Origin of the sequence: Calditerricola satsumensis (assembly GCF_014646935.1) — a bacterium.
Lineage (GTDB): Bacteria > Bacillota > Bacilli > Calditerricolales > Calditerricolaceae > Calditerricola > Calditerricola satsumensis.
Genome location: NZ_BMOF01000008.1, coordinates 1 through 23960, shown reverse-complemented (window position 1 = coordinate 23960; position 23960 = coordinate 1). Strand labels below are relative to the sequence as shown.

At 62.8% G+C, this 23960-nt stretch carries 25 protein-coding genes; 10 read left to right on the top strand and 15 right to left on the bottom strand.

The features are described 5' to 3' along the window. Window positions 1–13 precede the first annotated feature (13 nt). The 6 genes from hflX to IEX61_RS03305 all read left to right on the top strand — a co-directional run bounded on the left by hflX (window position 14) and on the right by IEX61_RS03305 (window position 6893). Window positions 14–1291: a GTPase HflX gene (hflX, locus tag IEX61_RS03330; protein WP_229725652.1), complete on the top strand. Its 1278-nt coding sequence runs from the start codon at window positions 14–16 to the stop codon at window positions 1289–1291. Window positions 1292–1322: 31 nt separating this feature from the next. Further along, window positions 1323–2645: a methionine gamma-lyase family protein gene (locus IEX61_RS03325; protein WP_373288397.1), complete on the top strand. Its 1323-nt coding sequence runs from the start codon at window positions 1323–1325 to the stop codon at window positions 2643–2645. 77 nt (window positions 2646–2722) lie between these two features. Beyond that, complete coding sequence (locus IEX61_RS03320; protein WP_054669296.1) at window positions 2723–3133, top strand: MerR family transcriptional regulator; 411 nt, start codon at window positions 2723–2725, stop codon at window positions 3131–3133. A 294-nt stretch (window positions 3134–3427) separates the two neighbouring features. Beyond that, entirely contained in the window at window positions 3428–4882 is a 1455-nt protein-coding gene (gene glnA, locus IEX61_RS03315) for a type I glutamate--ammonia ligase (RefSeq protein ID WP_188816785.1), read from the top strand. A 58-nt stretch (window positions 4883–4940) separates the two neighbouring features. Then, window positions 4941–6275 (top strand): type I glutamate--ammonia ligase, encoded by a 1335-nt coding sequence (glnA, locus tag IEX61_RS03310; RefSeq protein WP_188816784.1) that lies wholly within the window; start codon window positions 4941–4943, stop codon window positions 6273–6275. A gap of 129 nt (window positions 6276–6404) precedes the next feature. Next, window positions 6405–6893 carry a DUF456 domain-containing protein gene (locus tag IEX61_RS03305; protein ID WP_054669294.1) on the top strand — a complete coding sequence of 163 codons (489 nt, stop codon included), beginning with the start codon at window positions 6405–6407 and terminating at the stop codon, window positions 6891–6893. Between the two features lie 71 nt (window positions 6894–6964). Here IEX61_RS03305 and lexA read toward each other — a convergent pair whose 3' ends face one another. Next, window positions 6965–7582, bottom strand: a complete 618-nt coding sequence (gene lexA / locus IEX61_RS03300; RefSeq protein WP_054669292.1) for a transcriptional repressor LexA — start codon at window positions 7580–7582, stop codon at window positions 6965–6967. 159 nt (window positions 7583–7741) lie between these two features. Between lexA and IEX61_RS03295 the strand changes: the two genes are divergently transcribed. After that, window positions 7742–7963, top strand: a complete 222-nt coding sequence (locus tag IEX61_RS03295; protein ID WP_054669290.1) for a hypothetical protein — start codon at window positions 7742–7744, stop codon at window positions 7961–7963. A gap of 152 nt (window positions 7964–8115) precedes the next feature. Next, window positions 8116–8799 (top strand): YneB family resolvase-like protein, encoded by a 684-nt coding sequence (locus IEX61_RS03290; RefSeq protein ID WP_054669300.1) that lies wholly within the window; start codon window positions 8116–8118, stop codon window positions 8797–8799. A gap of 289 nt (window positions 8800–9088) precedes the next feature. Here IEX61_RS03290 and IEX61_RS03285 read toward each other — a convergent pair whose 3' ends face one another. The 3 genes from IEX61_RS03285 to IEX61_RS03275 all read right to left on the bottom strand — a co-directional run bounded on the left by IEX61_RS03285 (window position 9089) and on the right by IEX61_RS03275 (window position 11068). Next, entirely contained in the window at window positions 9089–9406 is a 318-nt protein-coding gene (locus IEX61_RS03285) for a phosphotransferase family protein (RefSeq protein ID WP_229725650.1), read from the bottom strand. A 14-nt stretch (window positions 9407–9420) separates the two neighbouring features. Further along, window positions 9421–10506 (bottom strand): D-alanyl-D-alanine carboxypeptidase family protein, encoded by a 1086-nt coding sequence (locus IEX61_RS03280; protein WP_229725648.1) that lies wholly within the window; start codon window positions 10504–10506, stop codon window positions 9421–9423. 286 nt (window positions 10507–10792) lie between these two features. Beyond that, window positions 10793–11068: a metal-sensitive transcriptional regulator gene (locus IEX61_RS03275; RefSeq protein WP_054669287.1), complete on the bottom strand. Its 276-nt coding sequence runs from the start codon at window positions 11066–11068 to the stop codon at window positions 10793–10795. 105 nt (window positions 11069–11173) lie between these two features. Between IEX61_RS03275 and IEX61_RS03270 the strand changes: the two genes are divergently transcribed. Both IEX61_RS03270 and IEX61_RS03265 read left to right on the top strand, forming a co-directional pair. Beyond that, window positions 11174–11782, top strand: coding sequence for a TVP38/TMEM64 family protein (locus IEX61_RS03270; RefSeq protein WP_054669285.1), 609 nt, complete (start codon window positions 11174–11176; stop codon window positions 11780–11782). A gap of 252 nt (window positions 11783–12034) precedes the next feature. Then, window positions 12035–13036 carry an RRXRR domain-containing protein gene (locus IEX61_RS03265; protein ID WP_188816783.1) on the top strand — a complete coding sequence of 334 codons (1002 nt, stop codon included), beginning with the start codon at window positions 12035–12037 and terminating at the stop codon, window positions 13034–13036. Window positions 13037–13068: 32 nt separating this feature from the next. On the opposite strand, the gene IEX61_RS12775 is transcribed toward IEX61_RS03265, so the two are convergent. The 11 genes from IEX61_RS12775 to rny form a co-directional block, all read right to left on the bottom strand. Further along, complete coding sequence (locus IEX61_RS12775) at window positions 13069–13461, bottom strand: L-lactate permease (RefSeq protein ID WP_373277048.1); 393 nt, start codon at window positions 13459–13461, stop codon at window positions 13069–13071. Between the two features lie 109 nt (window positions 13462–13570). Continuing rightward, a complete protein-coding gene (locus IEX61_RS03255) occupies window positions 13571–13966 on the bottom strand; it encodes a DinB family protein (RefSeq protein ID WP_054669280.1) in 396 nt (131 codons plus the stop codon). Between the two features lie 96 nt (window positions 13967–14062). Beyond that, window positions 14063–15238, bottom strand: coding sequence for a glycine C-acetyltransferase (locus tag IEX61_RS03250; RefSeq protein ID WP_054669278.1), 1176 nt, complete (start codon window positions 15236–15238; stop codon window positions 14063–14065). A gap of 12 nt (window positions 15239–15250) precedes the next feature. After that, window positions 15251–16291, bottom strand: a complete 1041-nt coding sequence (tdh, locus tag IEX61_RS03245) for an L-threonine 3-dehydrogenase (protein WP_188816782.1) — start codon at window positions 16289–16291, stop codon at window positions 15251–15253. A gap of 99 nt (window positions 16292–16390) precedes the next feature. Further along, window positions 16391–17128: an MBL fold metallo-hydrolase gene (locus IEX61_RS03240; RefSeq protein WP_188816781.1), complete on the bottom strand. Its 738-nt coding sequence runs from the start codon at window positions 17126–17128 to the stop codon at window positions 16391–16393. A 93-nt stretch (window positions 17129–17221) separates the two neighbouring features. Beyond that, window positions 17222–18088 (bottom strand): 2-oxoacid:ferredoxin oxidoreductase subunit beta, encoded by an 867-nt coding sequence (locus IEX61_RS03235; protein WP_188816780.1) that lies wholly within the window; start codon window positions 18086–18088, stop codon window positions 17222–17224. Further along, complete coding sequence (locus tag IEX61_RS03230) at window positions 18063–19826, bottom strand: 2-oxoacid:acceptor oxidoreductase subunit alpha (RefSeq protein ID WP_188816779.1); 1764 nt, start codon at window positions 19824–19826, stop codon at window positions 18063–18065. The genes IEX61_RS03235 and IEX61_RS03230 overlap by 26 nt, the downstream gene beginning before the upstream one ends. A gap of 85 nt (window positions 19827–19911) precedes the next feature. Then, the gene (locus IEX61_RS03225) at window positions 19912–20862 is read right to left on the bottom strand and encodes a dipeptidase (protein WP_188816778.1); all 951 of its coding nucleotides are present in this window, start codon (window positions 20860–20862) and stop codon (window positions 19912–19914) included. Window positions 20863–20955: 93 nt separating this feature from the next. Beyond that, window positions 20956–21216, bottom strand: coding sequence for a stage V sporulation protein SpoVS (spoVS, locus tag IEX61_RS03220; RefSeq protein ID WP_054671882.1), 261 nt, complete (start codon window positions 21214–21216; stop codon window positions 20956–20958). Window positions 21217–21322: 106 nt separating this feature from the next. Further along, on the bottom strand, window positions 21323–22120 hold the full coding sequence (locus IEX61_RS03215; RefSeq protein WP_188816777.1) for a TIGR00282 family metallophosphoesterase: 798 nt from the start codon (window positions 22118–22120) through the stop codon (window positions 21323–21325). A 69-nt stretch (window positions 22121–22189) separates the two neighbouring features. Beyond that, entirely contained in the window at window positions 22190–23731 is a 1542-nt protein-coding gene (gene rny / locus IEX61_RS03210; RefSeq protein ID WP_054672972.1) for a ribonuclease Y, read from the bottom strand. Window positions 23732–23960: the final 229 nt, after the last annotated feature.

Below are 23960 nucleotides of genomic sequence, written 5' to 3'. Positions count from 1 at the left end.
CGGGAGGGGTGCGATGGAACGCGCCATTTTGGTCGGCATTCGCACAAGCGAGCAGGATGCGCAGGCCTTCGACGACGCCCTGGCCGAGCTGCGCCGCCTGGCGGAGACGGCCGGCGCCGAGGTTCTGCACATGGTGACGCAGAGGCGCGAGCGGCCCGATCCGGCCTGGTACATGGGGCGGGGAAAAGCGGAAGAGGTGGCCCATCTGGCGGAAGCCGAGGAGGCCGACCTCGTCATCATCGACCAGGAGCTCTCGCCTGCCCAGGTGCGCAACCTGGAGACGGTGATCCCGTGCAAGGTGATCGACCGCACGCAGCTCATCCTCGACATCTTTGCCCAGCGGGCGCGCACGAAGGAAGGGAAGCTGCAGGTGGAGCTGGCCCAGCTGCGCTACTTGCTGCCGCGCCTTGCCGGTAAGGGGCGCGATCTGTCCCGCCTGGGCGGGGGCATCGGCACGCGGGGGCCGGGGGAGACGAAGCTGGAAGTGGACCGGCGGCGCATCAAGCGGCGCATCGCCGACCTCGAGGACGAGCTGGCCGAGGTGGTGCGCCACCGCGCCCTCCTGCGTGCGCGGCGGCGCAAAGACGGCGTCTTCCGCGTGGCCCTGGTGGGGTATACCAACGCCGGCAAGTCGACGCTGCTTAACCGCCTGACCCGGGCCCACGTGCTGGCCGAGGACAAGCTGTTTGCCACCCTCGACCCCACGGCCCGCCGCCTTCGCCTGCCCAGCGGCCACGACGCGGTGCTGATCGACACCGTCGGCTTTATCCAGAACCTTCCGCACCACCTGGTGGCCGCCTTTCGCGCCACGCTGGAGGAGGCGCGCGACGCCGATCTGCTCCTGCACGTCGTCGACGCCAGCCATCCGAGCGCCGACCGCCACATCGCCGTGGTGCGGCAGGTGCTGGCCGACATCGGGGCCGCCCACCTGCCCGAACTCCTCGTGTGGAACAAGATCGACCGCCTGGCGCCCCACGCGCGCCTCTTTCCGGATGCCCCCGACAAGATCGCCATCTCCGCCTTTTCCGATCCGGACTTGGAACGCTTGCGCCAGCGCATCGACGCGGCCCGCCAGCGCGCCTTCGTGACCGTGCGCCTGCGCGTGCCCGTGTCCGATGGGCGCCTGCTGGCCGACGTGCACGAACACGCCGTGGTGCGGCGGTCGCAGCTTGACGAAAGCGGGGCCTTTTTCACCCTCGAAGCCGCCATGGACCGGCAAACGGCCCGGCGCCTGGCGCAATCCGGTATTCCCATCGCCATTCTCGACGCGGAAGGGAATCCCCATGGCTGACGCACGCCAAACCGATCGACACGCCTTCGACCTGTACGAGACGCTCCGGCATGGATCGTTCCTGCGCGCCCTCGCCGCGTGCGTGGAGGCGCAAATCGCGCCGCGCCTCCGGGAGATCGAACGGATCGTGGAGCGCAACCAGTGGAAGGTGCTCGAGGCCTTTCGCGCCTGCGGCGTGAGCGACTACCATTTCGCGCCGTCCACCGGCTACGGCCTCGACGACCGGGGGCGGGACACCCTGGAGGCCGTCTACGCCCGCACCTTTCGCGCCGAGGCGGCCCTGGTGCGCCCGCAGATCGTCTCCGGCACCCACGCCATCGCCCTCGTGCTCTTCGGCCTGCTCCGCCCGGGGGACGAGCTGGTCTACATCACCGGCCGCCCCTACGACACGCTGGAAGAGGTGATCGGCGTGCGGGGAGAGCGGGCCGGCTCGCTGCGCGACTACGGGGTCGGCTACCGCGCCGTGCCCCTCGGTCCCGACGGGTGGATCGACGAGGCGGCGGTGCGCGAGGCGCTCACGCCGCGCACGAAGGTGGTGGCCATCCAGCGCTCCTGCGGCTACGACGACCGTCCCTCGTTTTCGGTTGACGCGATCGGGGAGATGGTCCGCTTCGTCAAAAGCCTTCGCCCCGACGTCCTCGTCTTCGTCGACAACTGCTACGGCGAGTTTACCGAAACGCGCGAGCCGACGGAGGTGGGCGTCGACATCCTCGCCGGGTCGCTCATCAAGAACCCCGGCGGCGGGCTGGCCAAGACGGGCGGGTACGTCGTCGGACGGGCCGAGCTGGTGGAGCAGGCGGCCGCCCGCCTGACGGCCCCCGGCATCGCCCGGGAGGTGGGGGCCACGCTCGGCGCCACCTTTGACTTTTACCTCGGCTTTTTCCTGGCCCCGCATGTCGTCGGTGAAGCCCTCAAGGGGGCGGTCTTTGCCGCGGCGCTGCTCGAGCGGCTCGGGTTTCGCACCCGCCCGCGATGGGACGAGCCGCGCACCGACCTCATCCAGCGCATCGTCTTCGGGGCGCCGGAGCCGCTCATCGCCTTCGCCCAGGGCGTCCAGCAGGCCTCGCCCGTCGACGCCCACGTCGTCCCGCAACCGAGCCCGATGCCCGGATATGCCGACCCGGTCATCATGGCCGCCGGGACGTTCATCCAGGGGGCCAGCATGGAGCTCACCTTCGACGGCCCGGTGCGCCCGCCCTACGTCGGCTACCTGCAGGGCGGGCTGACCTATGCCCACGTGAAGGTCGGCGTCCTCACCGCCGTCGACAAGCTGCTGGCCGACGGTTTCCTCACGCCGCCCACCGAAGGATCAAACCTGACATTGCAACGTGAGAATAGACATAACATCCCTTGACAGATTCCAGAATGGGGGCATACAATAGTATCACACCCCCATGAAAGCGATTTCGGTGTGGCGGAGGAGGGGAGACCATGGCCGACGACATCCGCCGCAACATGCCGCTCTTTCCCATCGGCATCGTCATGAAGCTGACGGGGCTGTCCGCGCGGCAGATTCGCTACTACGAGCAACACGAACTGGTCAAGCCGGCGCGGACGAAGGGGAATCAGCGGCTGTTTTCCTTGAACGACATCGATCGCTTGCTGGAGATCAAGTCGCTCATCGAACAGGGCGTCAACATTGCCGGGATCAAGAAGATGCTGGCGATGAAGGAGGCGGGGAAGCCCTCGCCGGAGGCGGCCACCGAACCCAAGGCCGAGCCGAAGCGCAAGGAGCTGACCGAAAAGGAGCTGCATGAACTGCTGAAGCAGCAGGTGCTGTTGCATCGCCCCGGACAGGCCGCAACGCTCATCCAAGGCGAGCTGTCCCGGTTTTTCCACTAACCCAAACCATCAACGAATCCGCCCGACGCGCAACGTTTCCGTGGGCCCGGATGTGCCCCGGTCGTTGCGCGTTTCGTTTTTTCGTACCGTCGCCCCCATGGCGCATTCCCCATCAACGCGTCCGGGATCACGCATTGCGAAAGGAACGTTGCCATCGGGTCGACTTCGTTAGATTTTCTTACATATTGGGTGAGAAAAATTGTTGACGAGTGGCCTGCCTCCCCAATAGAATGAGGGTGAAGAGAACACCCATGCGGCTGATTGGGGAATGACCACGGGGGATGAGGTGAAACGATGAGCGACCCGCAAGTCGTCCAAGTCCGCGATGACAAAAAGGAAGCGGTGCATCAGGTGCTGGAGCGCATCAAAGCGCAGAACATTCAATTTGTCGACTTCCGCATCGTCGACCTCCTCGGCCGCCAGCATCACGTGACGGTGCCGGCCAGCGAAGTGGATGAACGCACGTTTGAAATGGGCGTCGCCTTTGACGGTTCGAGCCTCACCGGTTACCGCAGCATCGAAGAGTCGGACATGGTGATGGTGCCCGATCCGACCTCGGCCTTCGTCGACCCCTTTGTGGAAGCCCCGACCCTCAGCCTGGTGTGCAACATCTACACGCCGGAAGGGGATCCGTACACGCGCGACCCGCGCAACATTGCCCGCAAAGCGGAGGCGTACCTGAAGGAGACCGGCATTGCCACGACGGCCTACTTTGGCCCGGAGGCGGAGTTCTTCCTCTTTGACAATGTGCAATACGGCAACAGCATGAAGGGCGCCTTCTACTTCATCGATTCCGAGGAAGCCGCCTGGAACACCGGCGAACCGGGCCTCGGCTACAAGGTCCGCGTAAAGGGCGGGTATTTCCCGGTGGCGCCGACAGACACGATGGCCGACATCCGCAATGAAATGTGCCAGCTGCTCGAGCGGTGCGGCATTCGCGTCGAACGGCACCATCACGAAGTGGCCACGGCCGGGCAAGGAGAGATCAACTTCCGCTTCGACACGCTGACACGCGCGGCCGACAACCTGCTGCTCTTCAAGTACATCGTCCGCAATGTGGCCAAGAAACACGGAAAGACGGCCACCTTCATGCCCAAGCCGATCGTCGGCGACAACGGTTCGGGCATGCACACCCACCAAAGCCTGTTCAACGGCGACACGCCGCTGTTCTACGAAAAGGGCGGCTACGCCAACCTGAGCCAGCTGGCCCTCTATTACATCGGCGGCATCCTGAAACACGCCCCGGCGCTGACCGCGCTGACCAATCCGAGCACGAACTCCTTCAAGCGCCTCGTGCCGGGCTATGAGGCCCCGGTCAACCTCGTCTTTTCCAAGGGCAACCGCTCGGCGGCCATCCGCGTACCCGTCGCCGCCGTGTCTCCGAAAGCGGCGCGCATCGAGTTCCGCACGCCCGATCCGACGTGCAACCCGTACCTCGCCTTTGCCGCCATGCTGCTCGCCGGCTTGGACGGCATCCGCAACCGGATCGATCCGACCGAACACGGCTTTGGCCCGATCGACAAGAACCTCTACGAGCTGTCGGACGAAGAGAAGAAGAGCATCAAGAGCGTGCCGGCTTCCCTCGACGAAGCGCTGGACGCTCTGGAAGAAGACCACGCGTTCCTGCTTGCCGGCGATGTCTTCACGAAGGATGTCATCGAGACGTGGATCGCCCTGAAGCGGGAAGAGGCACGCAGCGTCAACCGAACCACCCATCCGAAGGAATACGAGCTGTACTACGACCTGTAAACCCGAAACGGTTTACAAATAGAGCTGGGACCGGCAAATCGAGTGGGGAGGCGGAAAAATGGCCAAGTACACCCGGGACGACATCCTCAAGCTGGCGAAGGAAGAGAACGTGCGCTTCATCCGCCTGCAGTTCACCGACCTGTTCGGGACCCTCAAAAACGTGGAGATTCCCGTCAGTCAGCTGCCGAAGGCCCTGGACAACAAGATCATGTTTGACGGCTCCTCCATCGAGGGTTTCGTGCGCATCGAGGAGTCCGACATGTATCTGTACCCCGACCCGGACACGTGGGTCGTGTTCCCGTGGAGCGCAAAAGAGGGACGCGTGGCGCGTCTGATCTGCGACGTCCACCTGCCGGACGGCACGCCGTTCCCCGGCGACCCGCGGGGCATCCTGAAGCGCGTGCTGAAGGAGGCGCAAGACCTCGGCTTCACGACAATGAACGTTGGTTCGGAACCGGAGTTTTTCCTCTTCAAGCTGGACGAAAACGGCCGGCCGACGATGGACCTGAACGACAAAGGCGGGTACTTCGACCTGGCGCCGGTCGACTTGGGCGAAAACTGCCGCCGCGACATCGTGGTCACCCTCGACCAGATGGGCTTTGAGGTGGAGGCGTCGCACCACGAGGTGGCTCCGGGGCAGCACGAGATCGACTTCAAGTATGCCGACGCCGTCACGGCCGCCGACAACATCATCACCTTCAAACTGGTGGTCAAAAACATCGCCCGGCAGCACGGCCTGCACGCCACCTTCATGCCCAAGCCGATCTTCGGCGTCAACGGTTCGGGCATGCACACACACCTGTCCCTCTTTGTCGGCGACAAGAACGCCTTCTACGACGAGACCGACGAGCTGGGCCTCAGCCAGGTGGCCCGCCACTTCCTGGCCGGCATTCTCGAGCACGCCCGCGGCTTCACGGCCATCACCAACCCGACGGTCAACTCCTACAAGCGCCTCGTGCCGGGGTATGAGGCACCGGTGTACGTGGCCTGGTCGGTGCAAAACCGCAGCCCGCTGGTGCGCATTCCCGCGTCCCGCGGCCAGTCGACGCGCATCGAGGTGCGCAGCCCCGACCCGTCGTGCAACCCGTACCTGGCCCTGGCGGTGATGCTGAAGGCGGGCCTCGACGGCATCAAGAACAAGCTGCCCCTGCCGCCGGCCGTCGACCGCAACATTTACGTCATGTCCGAAGCGGAGCGCCGCGATCTGGGCATCGAGAGCCTGCCGGGAACGCTCAAGGAGGCCCTCGAGTGCCTCAAGCAGGATCCCGTCATCTGCGACGCCCTTGGCGAGCACGCCCTCACGCACTTCATTGAGGCGAAGGAAATCGAGTGGAACCTCTTCTGCGTGCAGGTGCACCCGTGGGAGCGGGAACAGTACCTCGAGCAGTATTAAGCGCGCAGGCGCGCAGCGCGAGAGAAAGCAGGGAAGAGGGAAAAGGAAGAAGAAAAGGAAAAGGGGTTGGCCCGTTGGCCAGCCCCTTTTGCACACCCGCATGTTTCAACCGGAAAAGGAGGATCCGTGATGGTGACGACCCTCTTGTGGGTGGCCGTCGTGGCTTGCATGGCGCTCGGCTTCCTGGCCACGGTGGTGCCCATCTTGCCCGGGATCCCGCTCTTGTGGGCCGCCTTTTTGCTCTACCACTTCGGCATCAACAGCGCCGCCCTGTCCGCATCCTTCTGGATCGCCGCCGCCCTCGTGACCGTCGCCCTGTTCGCCGCCGACTTTGTGGCCAATTCCCTCTTTGTGCGCCGATTCGGCGGGTCCAAGGCAGCGGCGTGGGCGGCCATCGCGGGAACGCTCGTCGGCCCGCTTGTACTCGGCCCGCTCGGCCTGCTCGTCGGCCCGTTCCTGCTCGCCCTCGTCACGGAAATCGTGCGCGGGCGAAGCCTTCGCGAGGCGGCCACCGTGGGAACGGCGACGCTCCTCGGTTTTCTGGGCGGTGCGTTGGCGAAAGGCGTCCTCAAACTGGTGATCATCGCCTGGTTTTGGATCGAGGCCTTGTGGCGGTAACGCGAAAACGGGCGGGCACCGGGTAGTGCGGTGTCCGCCCGTTTTGGTTGCGCCCCTTGGATCGCGCAGCGCTATTGGAACCGGCGCAACACGCCGATCACCTTGCCGAGGATTTTCACCTCGGGCAGCAGGATGGGGTCCATCTCGTCGTTTTCCGGCTGCAGCCGGACGCAGGTTTTTTCCTTGTAGAAGCGCTTCACTGTCGCTTCGCCGTCCGGGGTGAGGGCGACGACGATGTCACCGTTGTTGGCCACCGGCTGCTGGCGAACGATGACGAGGTCCCCGTCGAAGATGCCGGCATTGATCATGCTGTTGCCCTCGACGCGGAGCATGAACACGGTGTCGTTGTTCACCCAATCCTTTGGGAGGGGAAAGGTTTCCTCCACGTTTTCGATCGCTTCGATCGGCTGGCCGGCCGTAACCTTCCCCAGCACCGGCACCAGGGTCGTCTCCACTTCTGCGGCTGCCGGCGGATCCACATCGAGGATCTCAATGGCCCGCGGTTTGGTGGGGTCGCGGCGAATGTAGCCCTTTTTCTCCAGCCGTGCCAGATGGCCGTGCACCGTCGAACTCGACGCGAGGCCCACGGCTTGGCCGATCTCGCGCACCGACGGCGGGTAGCCTTTTTTGCGCACTTCCTCTTTAATAAATTCCAAAATGGCCCGTTGCCGGCTTGAAAGTTTCTCCATAGGTTGCGTCCTCCTCAGGCAGCCACAATTTGGTTTCATTATACCATAAGAAACCCCGTCCGTACAAACGCACGTTCGGCATACGGACGCGCGCAGAAGGGCATACTCTTCATAGGTTGCATCTCGCCATTCCCATGCCCCAACAGAGGAGGAACGATCATGGACGATCGGCACATTCCCTGGCACCACAAGGACGACAGCGCACCCCCTGCTGCGCGCGAACCCCAGGAAGGCGCGTTCTTGCGTTCTCAGCAGATGGCCATCGAACGGCCCGTTGACCGCGCCTTTTTGGCCGACCGCGACGCGGGACTGATGGACGATCCCCATCTGTTGGGCTATCTACCCTTTGGGGACGACGGCACGCACGCAACGCAGGACTAAACCCGTCAACCGGTTGCACCCGCATGCGGCGTACCGCCGTGTGACCTGCCGCAGGGGACCAGTTCCGTTACAATGAAAAGGGAAAAGGAAGCGCATGACGAGGGGAAGGAGAAAGAAGAGAAACCGCGGGCTTCGCGAAAGGGGAGGGGAGCATGCGCGTCGTGCTGTATGCGCGCGTCAGCACGGAAAAAGCGGAACAAGCGACCAGCTTGGCCCGCCAAATCGCCGAGCTGGACCGCTTCGCTCGGGAGCGGGGGTGGACCGTTGTCGACCGCATCGCCGAGCAGGCCAGCGGGTACGATGTGGAGCGGGACGGGCTGTTTCGCCTCCTGGCGTTGATTCGCGACGGCCAGGCCGACGGCGTCGTGATCCAGGATGAGACGCGCATCGGGCGCGGCCACACCAAAATCGCGGTGCTCCACCAGCTCTTCCGCATGGGCGCAAAAGTGTACACCCTGGAACACCAGGGAGAAATTGTCCTGTCGGAGATGGACGGGCTCGTCATCAAGATCTTGGCCGAGGTGGAGGAATACCAGCGGCGCCTGATGAACCGCAAAATTTCCCGAGGGATCCGTCGGGCCATGGCCGCCGGCTATCGGCCGGAGGAAAACCTCAAAAACCGCGGCGCCCATGCCGGGCGCGAGCGGCTCGACGTCCCGGTGGAGGAAATCGTGCGCCTGCGGGACCAGCACGGGCTGACGTTTGCCGAGATCGCCGCCACACTGCGCGGCCTGGGATATGCCGTTTCCAAGGCCACGGTGCACCGACGGTATCAGGAGTACCGTGCAGCTCACGAACATGAAGATCAGGAAGATCAGACGGAACCGGAAACGTAACGTGAGGATGTTCAACGTGAAGCGGATTCGCATCGCGTTTTCGCTTTCTGTCTCAAAATAAAGAGTAAACTCTTTTATTGAGATATCCAACAGACGGTTTTTCGCGCGTCTTTTTTACGTCCCATAATATACATTATGTAAACTAGAAAGAATGTAAACTAGAAAGAGAGATCGGCGATCGAACATCATTTCAATTCCCATCTTCGATTCGTACCCCAGCAAGGTCGGCGCAAGAAACGAGAAGGCAAGCCGCACCCTCGGCTCGCCACCCCCTCACCAAACGGAATCGTTAGAGGGCGCAAGCCAGGTCCCAAAATCGAGGCATCCGCGATGCGTCTTCGAAATCGATCCAAAGCCATCCTTGCGGGCTTGCAAGCAAATTGCCAAGATGCGCATCACCATGAGCAGGCAATACATCCGCTTCAGAAAGGCTACGCAGGTCACGGAATTCCGATCCTCTCCATCGTTTGCACAACGTCTTGAACCCTATACTTTTCAAAAAATATCCTCGATTCTGTCTTCTCACTTTCCTAAGAGAGAAATAAAAAGGATGAAGGGGGTGGCATCCCCACCCCGCTTTCCTATGCGTTCTTCTTTGCCCGTGCATGGTTTTTCTTCGCATCACTCACGGTACAGGTTGTGACGCGGTGGGATGTGCCGAGTGGTATACGCGCCCCAATACCGGTGATGGACCCCTGCCTGCCGCCGGCGGCGACAAAGCACGAGACGCCTGACCACCGCTCTCGCAATCCACACAATCCCGACCCCGATCAACCCCAATAGCCCTACGCCAACAAGCCCTTTTCCAACACGTTTGGCGAAAGCAAAGAGCGTTGCCCACCACGTTCCGTTTTCCGTCCCCTCTGCCGATGACGAAGCGGCGTGCACAACCGATTTTCCTTCCCGCTTGGCCACGCTGTTTTCGGCAAGCACCCAGGGAGCCGGGGGAAGATTGGGTGCCACCGCGAAGCCATAGTCGAGGAGCGCCTTCGTCTCCCGGTAGAGAACGGCCGACGAGCTCGCTCCCATGACCACGGAGATGAGCGACACGCCGTTGCGTTCCGCCGAGGCGACCAACGTAAAGCGGGCTTTCGTGGTGAACCCGTTTTTCACCCCCGTAGCACCGGGATACTCCCACAACAGGCGATTGTGGTTCACGAGCTCCGACTGCCACTCCTGTCCGGTCCACGGTCTGCGTTTTGTTTGCACGATCTCGCGAAAGGTTGGGTTCCGCATCGCGTACTGGGCAATGAGGGCCATGTCATAGGCGGTCGTCACGTGCTGGGGATCGTGCAGGCCGCTGGCGTTGACAAAATGCGTATGCCGCGCGCCGATCGCCTGCGCCTTCTCGTTCATCAGCGCCGCAAATGCCGCTTCACTCCCGCCAACATGCTCGGCAATGGCAATGGCCGCATCATTTCCCGAGTTGACCAGCGCGGCGTACACGAGCTCAAGGAGTGGCTTCTGCTCCCCTTTGACCAGGTACACCCGTGTGCCATCCGCCGCCTGCGCCCTTTGGGAGATGGTCACAATCTCGTCAGGCCGCCCTTTTTCGAGCGCGACAATGCCCGTCATGATCTTGGTGATGCTCGCCGGATACATGGGCGCGTCCTTGTTTTTCGCAAAAAGAACGCGTCCCGACTCCGCTTCGATCAGCACCGCCGACGGAGCGGTGATCATCGGCGCGGGCGGATTCTTTGTGCGCACGGCGTTCGTTACCGTCATGGTCGGCGAAGCGGACGCGGGGGGCGCCAAGCCGGACAGCATCAGGATCACGACACAGGCCCACGCGCAGCATAAGAAAAACCGCCTTCTCCAGCGCCTCGTGGCCTGCTGTCCTTCTTGCAATGAATCCACCATACCCGTTTCTTCCCCCTTTTTCCTTCCCCCCATCCCCTCTTTGTTTCCCCCACTGTTCAACTTCGGATAATCGTCTCGCCTTTTTTACTTTTTCGCTTTCGTTGCGGGTTTTTCGGTCGGGACGCTTCCCCGCTCACGACGACTTGACAAAGGAGTGGATGACGTCCAACAGTTCATCGATCATTTCGTCACCCTGGTCTTGTCGAATCGCGTTTTGCACACAACCCCGGATGTGCCGTTCCAAGATGGCTAGCCCCACAGCGTTGGTGGCCGAGCGGATGGCGGCCAGTTGTGTGAGGATGTCGACGCAGTACCGGTCCTCTTCGATCATTTTCTGCACGCCGCGGATCTGGCCTTCAATGCGCCGCAGCCGTCGCAACAGAGCCGCCTTTTCGCTTGCCTGATCCATCCTTAATACCCCCTTAGGGTATTACCCTGTCCACCATACCATGAAGACCGGGGCTTTGTCAACGCCGTTTTGACAACGCGCGCCGACCACGGATACGATAGAAGCATGGATTTGTGGTGGAACGTTGATGCGCTGGCCGCTACGCTGCGCGACTACGGCATGTGGGCCGCCCTGGTCAGCATTCTCCTCAATGTGCTCGTCAGCGTGCTGGGCGTCGTGCCGTCTGTCTTCCTGTCGGGAGCCAACGCCGTCGTCTTCGGACCGGTCGTCGGGTTTTTCGTCTCCCTGGCCGGAGAGGTGCTCGGTACAGCCCTCGCCTTCTGGCTATACCGCCTCGGCGTGCGCAAGGGGCTGCGCTGGAAGGAAGACCGTTTCCGATGGCAGCGCGCGCTGAACCGCCTGCCGCGCCATCGGCAAGCGCTGGTGTTGCTGTTTGCCCGCCTCACCCCGATGATGCCCTCCGGTGTCGTCACCTTTGCCGCGGCGGTGTCGGGCGTGCGCTTCGTCGACTTTCTCGTGACGAGCGCGGTGGGCAAAGCCCCGTCCCTCATCCTCGAGACGATGATCGGCCATGACCTTGTCTACTTCCGTGAAAACAAAGGACGTCTCGCCATCACGTTGGTCCTGCTCCTGCTGATGGCGGCGCTGTTTTGGCGTCCGCGGAAGGATGCATGCGAACACAAGCAAGTGAGAAAGCCAAGTACCCCGGACTGAAGTCCGAGGCTTGCAGGAGTAGCGGTCTTGCCAGCCGTGAAACTGCAAGGCGGTCACCGACCGCGAAAGACTAGCCTGGCCAAGCAACCGGACCCGGCGACGGATCTCCGGGGGCGCCTGAAGGCAGCTGAGCCGTCCGCCCGTGGCAGGGCAAGGATGTCGCGGATGCTCCCCTAGTCTGCGACCTCTCCGACGGCCAGCGGCGAAGGGGAGAAATTGCCGCCTGAATGGGCGAGAGGGAGGGTAACCTCCATGCAGTATGTTCCCGTTCTTTCAGCTGATGGAAAACCGCTCATGCCGTGCCATCCGGCTCGGGCGAGGGAACTCGTCCGAAAGGGACGCGCCGTGCGCCGGTTCCGGAAAGGATTTTTCTACATCCGGCTTCTGAACCGGACCGACGGCGAAGTGCAGCCTGTCGCTTGCGGAATTGATCCCGGGTCAAAGTGGGAAGCGTTCAGCATCGTCGGACCAAAGCGCACGTACCTTAACCTGCACATCGATGCGGTAACGCACGTCAAGGAAAACGTTGAGAAACGTCGTATGCTGAGACGGAACCGACGTTACCGGAAGACGCCAAACCGGAAGCCGAGGTTTAACCGGGCCCGGGGCGGCATCCCGCCGTCCACCAGGGCGCGGTGGGGGTGGAAACTCAGGATTGCTGGGTTTCTGAAAGGACTTTACCCGATCTCCGTTTTCGTTGTGGAAGATGTTAAGGCTCATACGAAGCAGGGAAAAAAGAGCTGGAACGTCTCGTTCAGCCCGCTTCAGATCGGTAAGCAGTGGTTCTACGAAGAACTTCGAAAGCTTTCGCCTGTCGTCACCCGATCCGGCTGGGAAACAAAACAGTTCCGGGAGACGTTCGGACTGCACAAGACGAGTCGGAAATCCGCCGAGACATTTTTTGCCCACGCGGTCGATGCTTGGGTTCTGGCCGCCTCTGAGGTTGGTGCTACGCAACCGAACTATACGGGGCTTATCAGGATGGTCCCCTTGCAATTCCGCCGCCGCAGTCTACATCTAGAAAACCCTCAAAAAGGCGGCAAAAGAAGACGGCATGGCGGCGGAACGAGCTTTGGCCTTCGCCGCGGTGCTCAGGTCCTGCATCCGAAGTTCGGTTTCTGCTATGTCGGTGGGACGATGCAGGACCGCTTGAGCCTGCACGACGCGCGGACCGGAAAAAGACTAACTCAGCGCGCGAAGATAGACGATCTCGTCTTTCTATGCAATGCGTCCTGGCGTATCTGGAAGATCTGAACGAAAAGGAGGGACGCCTTTCCTCCCCGGATTCAAATCCGGGGTTTCCGAGGCGGAGATTCTATGAGTCCGCTTAAACGCATCCGGCCTGAACACAAAGAGGCCGCCACATTTTGCCCCGCAACGGCCCACAGTACGGGAAGACCGGCTCCCTGAGCCCCTTGAGCTTGGGCAGCCGCAAACAGGGCGTTCGCTCCCGTATTGGAGCCGGTTAAGTAGCCACCGAGCCGCCAATCCAAGGGATGAGTAAGGCGTAGAATCGGCCGAGGGCAGCTGCTTTTTCGGCCAGGACATCGGACATGCCCGAGGCTGTCATGAGGCCGCCGAGCGCAAGGAAGGATAAGGTGGCCAATGCGACAGGACACCAGCGACGCAGGGCTTCGAAGAGGGGAATCCAACCGAAAAGCTCCACGACGATGGGCCATGACGCTGAGCGCCGTGCAGGTAACGAACAGCCAAGTCGCGGGGCTAACCAAATCCCCAGTGGTTGAAGCCCGTAACGTTCAAGGTAATCCCTCCAATAAAGGTCGCCCCTCAGTGGTACTCCGGAGGCGTGATTCCGCACAGCCTCAGGTGCAGATACAACTGCCCCCGATGGTGGGCTTCGTGAACCATCCACTTCACAAGGAGGTCGGCGGGGGTCGCTTCTCCCCACGGCGTCGAAATGGAACGGGTAAGCTCCTCATCCGTCATGCTGGCGATCTGCTCGCGCAACGCCTCGCCGCTTTCCCGCAGGAGGGCCTCAATCGCCGCCCGATTGGGGTGCGTTTCCGCGGTGATCCCTTGATCCCAGACCCAACCGCCACCGCGAAGCGCCTGGATCAGGGTTTTCTCCACCGAAGCAATGTGCCGGAGGTGGTCCGCAAAGCTCAAGCTGCCCTCCCACGGCTTGAACGCGTAGCGGTCCTCGGGCATGGCCGCCGCTACCACACCACCACCCTTTGGCAAACGATGTTCTTTTGTGCCACCTCCAGCCGGAACATAAAAACAGCGGGCAGCCGCTTCGGCTCCCCGCATCGCGTTCGGTTAGATGATCCCCAGCTCTTTCCCCGCCTTCTCGAAGGCGTGGAGGGCGGCTTCGAGGTCCTCCTTCGTGTGGACGGCGGTGACGATGGTGCGCACGCGCGCCTTGCCCTTCGGCACCGTGGGGTAGACGATCCCCTGGGCGTAGACGCCGTATTCGAAGAGCTTGTCGGACAGCTTCATCGCCAGCGCCTCGTCGCCGACGATGACCGGCGTGATCGGCGTCTCGCTGTTCCCCGTGTCAAAGCCAAGGTTCTTCAGCCCGTTCTTGAAGAAGCGTGTGTTCGCCCACAGCCGCTCGATGCGCTCCGGCTCGGTCAGGAGCACCTCGATGGCGGAAAGGCAGGCCGCCGTCACCGCCGGCGGGTGGGACGTGCTGAACAGGAACGGGCGCGCCCGGTGGATCAGGTAGTCGCGCAGCACCTGTGAGCCGGCCACGTAGCCGCCAAGGACGCCAATGGCCTTCGACAGCGTGCCCACCTGGATGTGCACGCGGCCGTGCAGGCCGAAGTGGTCCACCGTGCCGCGGCCGTTTTTCCCGAGAACGCCGCTGGCGTGGGCGTCGTCGACCATCACGATGGCATCATACCGCTCGGCCAGCTCGACGATCTGCGGCAGCGGAGCGATGTCCCCGTCCATGCTGAAGACGCCGTCGGTGACGATAAGGCGCGTGCGGTAGCCCTGCGTCTCCTTCAGCGCTGCCTCGAGGTCGTCCAAGTCGTTGTGGCGGTAGATGCGCCGCGCCGCCTTGGTGAGGCGGATGCCGTCGATGATCGAGGCGTGGTTGAGGGCGTCGGAAATGACGACGTCGCGCTCGTCGAGGATGGACGACAGAACGCCGACGTTGGCCGTAAAGCCCGACTGGAATACGAGAGCCGCCTCGGTGTGCTTGAATTCGGCCAGCTTCTTCTCCAGCTCCTCGTGCATCGTGAACGTCCCGGCGATGGTGCGCACCGAGCCGGTCCCCGCCCCGTAGCGCTCGACGGCTTTGAGGGCCGCTTCCTTCAGCTTGGGGTGGGTGGTCAGCCCCAGGTAGTTGTTCGAGGCAAGCTGGATCACCTCTTTCCCGCGGATGACCACCCGCGCGCCCTGGGCCGACTCGATCTCCGTCAGCGGGCGAAAGACCCCCTGGGCTTTGAGCTGCTCCAGTTCTTCGCGAAGATGGGCCAAGCCCTTCATCCAACTCCCCCCTTACGGAATCAGCACGATCTTGCCACACTGCCCGCTCTTCATCAGCTCAAAGGCTTCGGCAAACCGTTCAAGCGGGAAGCGGTGGGTGATGAGCGGCTCCAGGTTCACCTGGCCCGAGGCAAGCAGGCCGGCCGTCTGCTGCCACGTTTCATACATGCGCCGCCCGGTGATGCCCTGAACGGTCACTCCTTTAAAGACGATGTCGTTCGTGATGTCCAGGGGCACCTCCTGCGTCGGCAGGCCGAGCATGGCCATGCGGCCGCCGTTGGCCAGCATCTTGAACCCTTGGCGAATGGCCGTCGGATGGCCCGACATCTCGCAAACGACATCGACGCCGCTTCCGCCCGTCGCTTCCTTCACGCGGGCTACGGGGTCCTCCTCGCCGGCGTGAATCCGCACGTGGGCGCCCATAGCCTTGGCCAGCTCGAGGCGGTAGGGGTTGACGTCAACGGCGAACACCTTCGCCGCGCCGGCCGCTCGCGCCACGGCCACGGCCATGATGCCGATGGGCCCACAGCCCAGGATGGCCACCGTCTTGCCGGCCACCGGCCCCGACAGCACGGTGTGGACGGCGTTGCCCATCGGCTCTTGCAGCGAGGCCACCTCAAAGGGCAGCGCCGGGTCGTTCTTCCACAGGTTTTGCGCCGGCACGACGACGTATTCGGCAAAGCAGCCGTCGCGGTCGACGCCGAGAATGCGCGTGTCCCGGCAGATGTGGGCCTGGCCCGTCAAGCATTGGGGGCAGTGGCCGCACACGAAGTGGGTCTCGGCCGACACGTGGTCCCCCACTTTCACGTGGGTCACGCCGGGCCCGACGTCCACCACCACGCCGGAAAACTCGTGCCCGATAATCTGCGGCACGCGAATGCGGCTTTTGGCCCAGTCGTCCCACACGTAGATGTGCACGTCGGTGCCGCAGATCGTTGTCGCTTTGACCTGAACCAACGCTTCGCCCGGTCCCGGCTTCGGAATGGGCACGTCCCGCAATTCCGCTCCCGGTGCGGCCTGCGTTTTGACCACCGCGCGCATGGTTCCACTCATGGTGTACAGCTCCTTTCCCCTCTTGAAAGCGCCAACATACCGATGAAAACCAAGAATATTATAGTATACGCGGAGCGCGCGGTAAAGGAAATGTCCACGCTACAGAGACACTTCCAGACCGTCACGGGCGCACAGCACGGGACCGGCAAAGGATTCCTGTGCTTCCCGCACGAGGTCGTCCGCGTCGTAACCCGGATACAGGTGGGTCAAGAGCAGCCGGCGCGCGCCGTACCGGCGGGCCAGCGCCCCGGCTTCGGCCGCCGTCAGGTGCCCCCGCGCACCCGCGGGCGCGTCTGCGGTTCGGTACGTGGCTTCGGCGACGAGAAGGTCGACGTCGTGCAAGAACGCCCCCCAATCCGTATCCGGACCGGTGTCCGCCGTGTAGGCGAGGGCGCGTTCCCCGTCGTCGAGGCGTACGGCGTAACACGGCACGGGATGCGCCGTGCGGTGGAAGCGAACCGTCACGCCGGCCAGGTGAAGCGGCGCGTCCTCGTCAATCGGCACGGCCTGGACATAGGTTTTGTATGCGGCGCGGGCGAAATCGGCCTCCGGCTGGCGCGGGGCGTACACCGTGAGCGGGGTCGCGCGCTCGCCGCGCTGCACGGCCATCATCGCCGCGTATTGCAGCACACCGAGGTCGCTCACGTGGTCGGCGTGGTAGTGGCTGAGGATGACGGCCGTCACATCGGCCAGGGAGACGCGGGCAAGCAGCCGGCTCACCACCCCGCTGCCGCAGTCAATGAGGAGGTTCCCGCTAGCCGTTTGCACGAGGTACCCCGGCGTTGCGCCAAAGGGACCAGGATGGGGAGACTGCCACCCAAGCACGATCCACTTCATGGTCGTCGTCCTTTCCGAAGGGAATCCAGGGCTCGCGCCTGTCCCAAACAGGGCAAAAAACCCGCCGCCCATGACGGACGGCGGGTGCAGGGCTCACATGAACTCCTTGACCAGTTCCTGGAAATCTTCCTCGCTCAAGCGCAGGTCCTGGTGCGCCAGCGGCACGTCCTTGAACCCGGGGATGCGCTCTTCGTAGCTGGGAATGTCCTTGCGCTGGTAGATGATCCCCGTCACGAGGGCCTTGTGCTCCATGACCGTCTTCATGGCCTGGATGCGGTCCGTGGGATCGTAGCCCTCGATCGTGTCGAGGCTGACCAGGTTCTCCTTGAACCAGTCGTAGGTGTTCACCTTGTTGAAGGTGACGCACGGGCTAAACACGTTGATGAAGGCAAAGCCCTTGTGCTTGATGCCTTCCTCGATGATGTGCACGAGCCCCTTGAGGTCGCTGGAGAACCCTTGGGCCACAAAGGTGGCGCCGGCGGCCAGGGCCAGCTCGAGCGGCGTAACGGGCGCTTCGATCGACCCGTACGGGGTGCTCTTCGTCTCGAAGCCAAAGGCGCTGGTCGGCGACGTCTGCCCTTTGGTCAGGCCGTAAATCTGGTTGTCCATCACGATGTAGGTGATGTCCAGGTTGCGCCGGATGGCGTGGATGGTGTGGCTCATGCCGATGGCGAAGCCGTCGCCGTCACCCCCGGCGGCAATGACGGTGAGGTTGCGGTTGGCCAGCTTGATGCCCTGGGCGATGGGCAGGGCCCGGCCGTGGATGCCGTGGAACCCGTAGGCGTTGATGTAGCCGGAGATGCGGCCCGAGCAGCCGATGCCGGAGACGATCACCACGTCCTCCGGTTCCAGCCCTACGTTGGCGCAGGCGCGCTGGATGGCCGTCTGCACCGAAAAGTCGCCGCATCCCGGGCACCAGTTGGGTTTGACGCTGTTACGAAAGTCTTTGAAGGTGGCCATCTTGGACCAGCTCCTTGCACGCGTTGGTGATCTCAGAAGGCAGGAACGGGTTGCCGTCGTACTTCAGCACATTGCGAATCTTTTCAGGCATGCCCACGTGCAGCTTGATCTGGTTGGCCAGCTGCCCCGTGGCGTTGTGCTCCACCACGGCCACCCGCTTGGCCTTTTCCATGTAGGGCTTGAGCGCCTCGGCCGGGAACGGCGCCAAGAGGCGCACGTGCACGTGGTTGATGCGGTACCCTTCCGCTTCGAGCCGCTCCTTCGCCTCGGCAATGGCCCCACGCGTCGAGCCGATGCCGATGATGAGCAGATCCGGCTGCTCATGCGGCGCGTCGACATAGAGCGGCGTCTTGAAGCGGAAGTTTTGCAGCTTGCGCAGGCGCTTTTCCATCATTTTCTTCCGGTTGACCGGATCCTCCGACGGCCGCCCCGTCTCGCTGTGTTCCACCCCGGTGACATGGTGAATGCCGTACTTCTGCCCCGGAATGACGCGCGGCGAAATGCCGTCCTCGGTGAAAGCGTAGCGCTTGAACAGCTCCCCTTCCGGCGGGGTGAGCTCTTCATCCTTGAGCAGCTTGCCGCGGCGAATCTCCACCTTGCTGTAGTCCAGCGGCTCGACGGTTTGCTTGCCAAGGGACAGCTGCAGGTCGGAGAGGATGAACACCGGGCACTGGTACTCCTCGGTCAGGTTGAAGGCTTCGGCCGTGTCGTAGAAGGCCTCTTCCGCCGTGCTCGGGGCGATGATGATCTTCGGAATCTCCCCGTGGGTGTTGTACAGCACGGCGTTGATGTCGCTTTGCTCCTGCTTGGTGGGCAGACCGGTCGACGGGCCCCCGCGCTGCGTGTCGACGATGACGAGGGGCGTTTCCGTCATGCCGGCCAGGCCAATCGCTTCCGTCTTGAGGGAGATCCCCGGACCGGCCGATGCCGTCATCGCCCGCACGCCGGCATAGTTGGCACCGATGGCCATGGTGATGGCCGCGATCTCGTCTTCCGTCTGCACCACCGTGCCGCCGAACTTGGGCAGCTTCTTGATCAGGTACTCCATGATCTCCGACGCCGGCGTGATCGGGTATGCGAACATCAAGCGGCAACCCGCGGCAATGGCGCCGAGGGCAATGGCGTCGTTGCCGATCATGAACAGGCGCTTTTTCCCGTCGGCAGGCGCCAGCTCAAATTCGGGCAGCGCCCCGCCGACCTGGTCGTGGATGAACTGCGCCCCGCGCCGCAGGGCCTCCATGTTCATCTCGACCACTTTTTGCCCCTTCCGCTTAAAGGTTTCTTCGATCACGCTGCGGAACGCCTCAATGGGCAGCCCCAGCACGCCGGCGGACGCCCCGACGGCCACCATGTTCTTCATGAGGACCGTGCCGCACTCCTGGGCAATGTCCGTAAAAGGCACAGAAAAGAGGCGTGCGCGGATCCCCTCGGGAAGCTTGGGGTTAAACTTCGCGTCCGCAATGACCACGCCGCCTTCCTTCAGTTCGTGGCTATTCAGATCTATGGTTTCCTGGTCAAAGGCGACCAGGATGTCCAAATCGTCCGAAATGGCGTACACCGGCTTCGTGCTGACACGAATCTTGTTGTTCGTGTGCCCCCCTTTGATGCGGGACGAAAAATGCCGGTACCCATAGAGATAGTAACCGAGTCGGTTCAAAACGGTGGCAAATATTTCGCCGGCCGATTCGATGCCCTCCCCCTGTTGGCCCCCAACTTTCCAGGATAGTTGGCTGATCATCGAACTCCACCCCTTACACTCCTAAAAATCCGTATCTTTCAGTACTAGTGTAGCACGTTTTGCACCCCGTCACTAGTCCTTTTTGTCACAAGTTTGTCATCGGCCGCGCCGGCAGCCGGGCCGCCAGCACGCGCAGCCAATTGCCGGCAAGCCATTTCTCCACGCTCGATGCCGGATAGTAGCGAAGAAGGTAGTCGGCCCACTCCGCGTAGCACGCCGCGTGCTCCAGGCCTGCCACCACACGGTCAATGCCGTCAAAGTCGGACCCGAAGGCCACGTGGTCCTCGCCGGCCACCGACTCGGCGTGCTCGAGGTGACGGCGCACATCGTCGCGCGTGGCCTCGCCGCCGGTGAGGAAGGCGGGGACGAAGGTGAGGCCGACCACGCCGCCCGATTCCGCGATGGCCCGCAGCTGGTCGTCGGTCAGGTTGCGCGGGTGATCGTGCACGGCGCGGCAGTTGGCGTGGCTGGCCACAAGGGGCCCGTCGTAATGCTCGGCGGCCTCCCAGAAGCCGCGTTCCGACAGATGGGCCACGTCGAGGAGCAGGGACAGGCGGTTGATCTCCTCCACCAGCGAACGCCCGAATCGCGTCAGCCCGCCCCCGCGCGCCTCGCCGCAGCCGTCCGCCGCCTCGTTGGCCTCGTTCCAGGTGAGCCCCACCATGCGCAGGCCCAGGTGATAGAGCACGCGCAGGTGGACCAGCTCCCCTTCCAGCGCCTCGGCCCCCTCTAAGGCCAAGAGCGCCCAGGGCCGGTCTCCGCCTGTCACTCTGGGGACATCGTCCCGCCACAACAGGGGCCGGAAACCGGCGTTCTCCACCACCTCGCCGTGCCAGCGGTCCACCATGGCGAGGGCCGCCTTGAGACGTTGGCCACGGGGAACCTGCGGGGGTACGAAAAGGGCAAACACCTGGGCGCGCACGTTGCCTGCGGCCAGGCGCTCCGCTCCGGCTTGCAGCGTGCCGTCCGAAAAGGAACGTTCCGGATCCTCCCACAGCCGCCACAACACGTCGCAATGGCCGTCGACCACGATCATGGCCTGTACCCCTCCTTGTTTGCGCCGCTCACGTGAAAAAGCCTGTTTGCCTCTTATGAGACAAACAGGCTCGCGTGCACCGATCGGGACGCCCTACCGCGGTTCCACAATCAGCTTGATTGCCGTCCGCTCTTCGCCATCGATGATGATGTCGGTGAAGGCTGGAATGCAGATGAGGTCAACACCGCTCGGCGCGACAAACCCTCTTGCGATCGCAACCGCTTTCACTGCTTGGTTCAGCGCGCCGGCTCCGATGGCCTGGATCTCGGCGGCGCCCCGCTCGCGCAGAACACCGGCCAGCGCACCAGCGACAGCGTTCGGGTTGGACTTTGCTGAAACTTTTAATACTTCCATGGACCGTTACCTCCTTGGCGAAAGGATGGTGAAGGGGAGTCTGATGTATTTCTATTCGCGATGCGCAAGAAAATTCCTTCTCGCCAAGAAGACGATTCACAAAATTCTAACCGCTCCACAGGTGGTCGTCATCGACGCGAATGCGCCGAATCGTCCGCGCTTTGCCCGTTTCGTCGTCCAGTTCCAAAAACACGGCATTCAGTTGCTTGCGCCCCTTCTCGTCGACGGAAAAGCGCACGGGCAACCCGGTGAGGAATTTTTTGATCACCATTTCGCGCTCCATGCCCAGGATGGCGTCGTAGGGACCCGTCATCCCCACGTCGGAGATGTACGCCGTCCCGCCGGGCAGGATACGTTCGTCCGCCGTCTGCACGTGGGTGTGCGTGCCGACGACGGCCGACACCTTTCCATCGAGGAACCAGGCCATGGCCTGCTTTTCCGACGTCGCCTCGGCGTGCATGTCGACGAGAATCAGCGGGGTGCGCGTGCGAAGCTCGTCCACAAGCGTCTGTGCCGTGCGGAAGGGGCAGTCGAGGGGCGGCAGAAACGTGCGCCCCATGAGGTTGACCACCGCCAGCTCGCGGCCGCCGGCGGCCACGACGGCGTATCCACGCCCCGGGGTGCCCGGCGGGTAGTTGGCCGGGCGAAGGAGGCGCGGTTCATCGTCGATGAAGTCAAAAATGGCCTTGTTGTCCCACGTGTGGTTTCCCATCGTGATGCAGTGCACGCCCCACTCAAAAAACTGCCGGGCGATCTCCGCGGTGATGCCCCGCCCGCCGGCGGCGTTCTCCCCGTTGACCACCACGATGTCGGGTTGGAAGCGGCTTTTGAGGAGCGGAAGATATTCCTGCAGCATGGCGCGTCCGGGCGCGCCGACCACGTCGCCGATAAACAGCAGCTTCACCGAATCCCTCCCGAATCCCGCATTCAGGCTTATTGTACCACGAAAAAAAGAAGTGGCCGATGCGCCACTTCATTTGGCATATTCGACGGCTCGGGTTTCGCGAATGACGGTCACCTTGATGTGACCGGGATAGTCCAGCTCGTTTTCGATGCGTTTGGATATCTCGCGGGCCAGGCGGAAGGCTGCAAGGTCGTCCACCTGGTCCGGCTTGACGATGATGCGCACCTCGCGCCCCGCTTGGATGGCGTACGACTTTTCGACGCCGTCGAAGGAATCGGCGATCTCCTCGAGCTTCTCCAGGCGCTTGATGTACGCCTCCAAGGTTTCACGGCGCGCACCGGGGCGGGCTGCCGACAGGGCGTCGGCCGCGCAGACGAGGGTGGCAATCACCGAGGTCGGCTCCACGTCGCCGTGGTGCGAAGCGATCCCGTTGATGACCGCGGGGTGCTCCCCGTATTTTTTCGCCAATTCGATGCCGATCTCCACGTGCGATCCTTCCACTTCATGGTCGAGGGCCTTCCCGATGTCGTGCAGGAGACCGGCCCGCTTGGCCAGCTGCACGTCTTCACCCAGTTCCGCGGCCATCAGCCCGGCCAGATGGGCCACTTCAATGGAGTGTTTGAGAACGTTCTGGCCATAGCTGGTGCGGAAATGCAAGCGCCCGAGGATCTTGATCAGATCGGGATGAAGCCCGTGCACGCCGGTTTCGAACGTCGCCTGTTCCCCGTATTCGCGGATGCGCTCGTCCACCTCGCGCCGCGCTTTCTCCACCATTTCTTCGATGCGAGCGGGGTGAATGCGGCCGTCGGCGACCAGCTTTTCGAGGGCCGTCTTGGCGATTTCCCGCCGGATGGGATCAAACCCCGACAGGATGACCGCTTCCGGCGTGTCGTCGATGATCAGATCAATCCCGGTGAGCGTTTCCAGCGTGCGGATGTTCCGGCCCTCGCGCCCGATGATGCGGCCCTTCATCTCGTCGTTCGGCAGAGTGACGACCGACACCGTCGTCTCCGCCACGTGATCCGCCGCGCAACGCTGGATGGCAAGGGAGATGATCTGCCGGGCGCGGCGGTCGGCCTCTTCCTTGGCCTTCTGCTCGATTTCCTTGATCATCTGGGCCGCTTCGTGCCGCACTTCGTTTTCCACGGTTTTCAGGATCGTTTCCCGGGCCTCCTCCGTCGTCAGACCGGAGATGCGTTCCAGTTCGGCCACCTGTTTGCGATGCAATTCGTCAATCTCTTGCGCTTTCGCAGCGATCTCCCGTTCCTTGGCTGCCAGCGCTTCTTCTTTTTTCTCGAGGGCTTCACGCTTGCGGTCGAGCGATTCCTCCTTTTGCAAGAGGCGCTGTTCTAAGCGTTGCAGCTCGCCGCGACGCTCGCGGATTTCCCGCTCCGCGTCGCTGCGCAAGCGGTGAATTTCATCACGCGCTTCGAGGATCTTTTCCTTTTTTACGGCTTCCGCTTCTTTTTTCGCGTCTTCTACAATCTTCCGAGCCGTCTCTTCCGCAGAGCCGATCTTCTTTTCCGCGATTTGCCTGCGGATGAGGTAGCCAACTCCGACACCGACGGCGGTGGAGGCGAGAAGGACGGGTACGAAAACGGTTCCGTCCAACGTCGTCACCTCCTTCACCGCGCAAATCTGCCACGATGGCGTTTCGGTTCACCTCAGCCCATGGGGCATCCGGATCATCCGCTCGCAGGAGAGCCCTCATAGGGGCACGTGAAGGAAAAACCTTCACATATACCTGATTGTAAGCAGACAAAAAAAGGTTGTCAAGGTTGCGCAATCACTCAGCTAAAATCTAACCGAAGGGAGACTGGATCACTCACATCGAAATCTT

Bases quoted from the DNA above. Each gene is read 5' to 3' on its own strand.
- IEX61_RS03295 (WP_054669290.1), top strand. From the start codon at position 7,742: ATGGACGATCGGCACATTCCCTGGCACCACAAGGACGACAGCGCACCC.
- spoVS (WP_054671882.1), bottom strand. From the start codon at position 21,216: ATGGAAGTATTAAAAGTTTCAGCAAAGTCCAACCCGAACGCTGTCGCT.
- hflX (WP_229725652.1), top strand. From the start codon at position 14: ATGGAACGCGCCATTTTGGTCGGCATTCGCACAAGCGAGCAGGATGCG.
- IEX61_RS03305 (WP_054669294.1), top strand. From the start codon at position 6,405: ATGGTGACGACCCTCTTGTGGGTGGCCGTCGTGGCTTGCATGGCGCTC.
- IEX61_RS03285 (WP_229725650.1), bottom strand. From the start codon at position 9,406: ATGCACGGGCAAAGAAGAACGCATAGGAAAGCGGGGTGGGGATGCCAC.
- IEX61_RS03230 (WP_188816779.1), bottom strand. From the start codon at position 19,826: ATGATCAGCCAACTATCCTGGAAAGTTGGGGGCCAACAGGGGGAGGGC.
- IEX61_RS12775 (WP_373277048.1), bottom strand. From the start codon at position 13,461: ATGGCCCATCGTCGTGGAGCTTTTCGGTTGGATTCCCCTCTTCGAAGC.
- IEX61_RS03240 (WP_188816781.1), bottom strand. From the start codon at position 17,128: ATGAAGTGGATCGTGCTTGGGTGGCAGTCTCCCCATCCTGGTCCCTTT.
- lexA (WP_054669292.1), bottom strand. From the start codon at position 7,582: ATGGAGAAACTTTCAAGCCGGCAACGGGCCATTTTGGAATTTATTAAA.
- glnA (WP_188816785.1), top strand. From the start codon at position 3,428: ATGAGCGACCCGCAAGTCGTCCAAGTCCGCGATGACAAAAAGGAAGCG.
- IEX61_RS03275 (WP_054669287.1), bottom strand. From the start codon at position 11,068: ATGGATCAGGCAAGCGAAAAGGCGGCTCTGTTGCGACGGCTGCGGCGC.
- IEX61_RS03290 (WP_054669300.1), top strand. From the start codon at position 8,116: ATGCGCGTCGTGCTGTATGCGCGCGTCAGCACGGAAAAAGCGGAACAA.
- IEX61_RS03225 (WP_188816778.1), bottom strand. From the start codon at position 20,862: ATGATCGTGGTCGACGGCCATTGCGACGTGTTGTGGCGGCTGTGGGAG.
- glnA (WP_188816784.1), top strand. From the start codon at position 4,941: ATGGCCAAGTACACCCGGGACGACATCCTCAAGCTGGCGAAGGAAGAG.
- tdh (WP_188816782.1), bottom strand. From the start codon at position 16,291: ATGAGTGGAACCATGCGCGCGGTGGTCAAAACGCAGGCCGCACCGGGA.
- IEX61_RS03250 (WP_054669278.1), bottom strand. From the start codon at position 15,238: ATGAAGGGCTTGGCCCATCTTCGCGAAGAACTGGAGCAGCTCAAAGCC.
- IEX61_RS03265 (WP_188816783.1), top strand. From the start codon at position 12,035: ATGCAGTATGTTCCCGTTCTTTCAGCTGATGGAAAACCGCTCATGCCG.
- IEX61_RS03235 (WP_188816780.1), bottom strand. From the start codon at position 18,088: ATGGCCACCTTCAAAGACTTTCGTAACAGCGTCAAACCCAACTGGTGC.
- IEX61_RS03320 (WP_054669296.1), top strand. From the start codon at position 2,723: ATGGCCGACGACATCCGCCGCAACATGCCGCTCTTTCCCATCGGCATC.
- IEX61_RS03270 (WP_054669285.1), top strand. From the start codon at position 11,174: ATGGATTTGTGGTGGAACGTTGATGCGCTGGCCGCTACGCTGCGCGAC.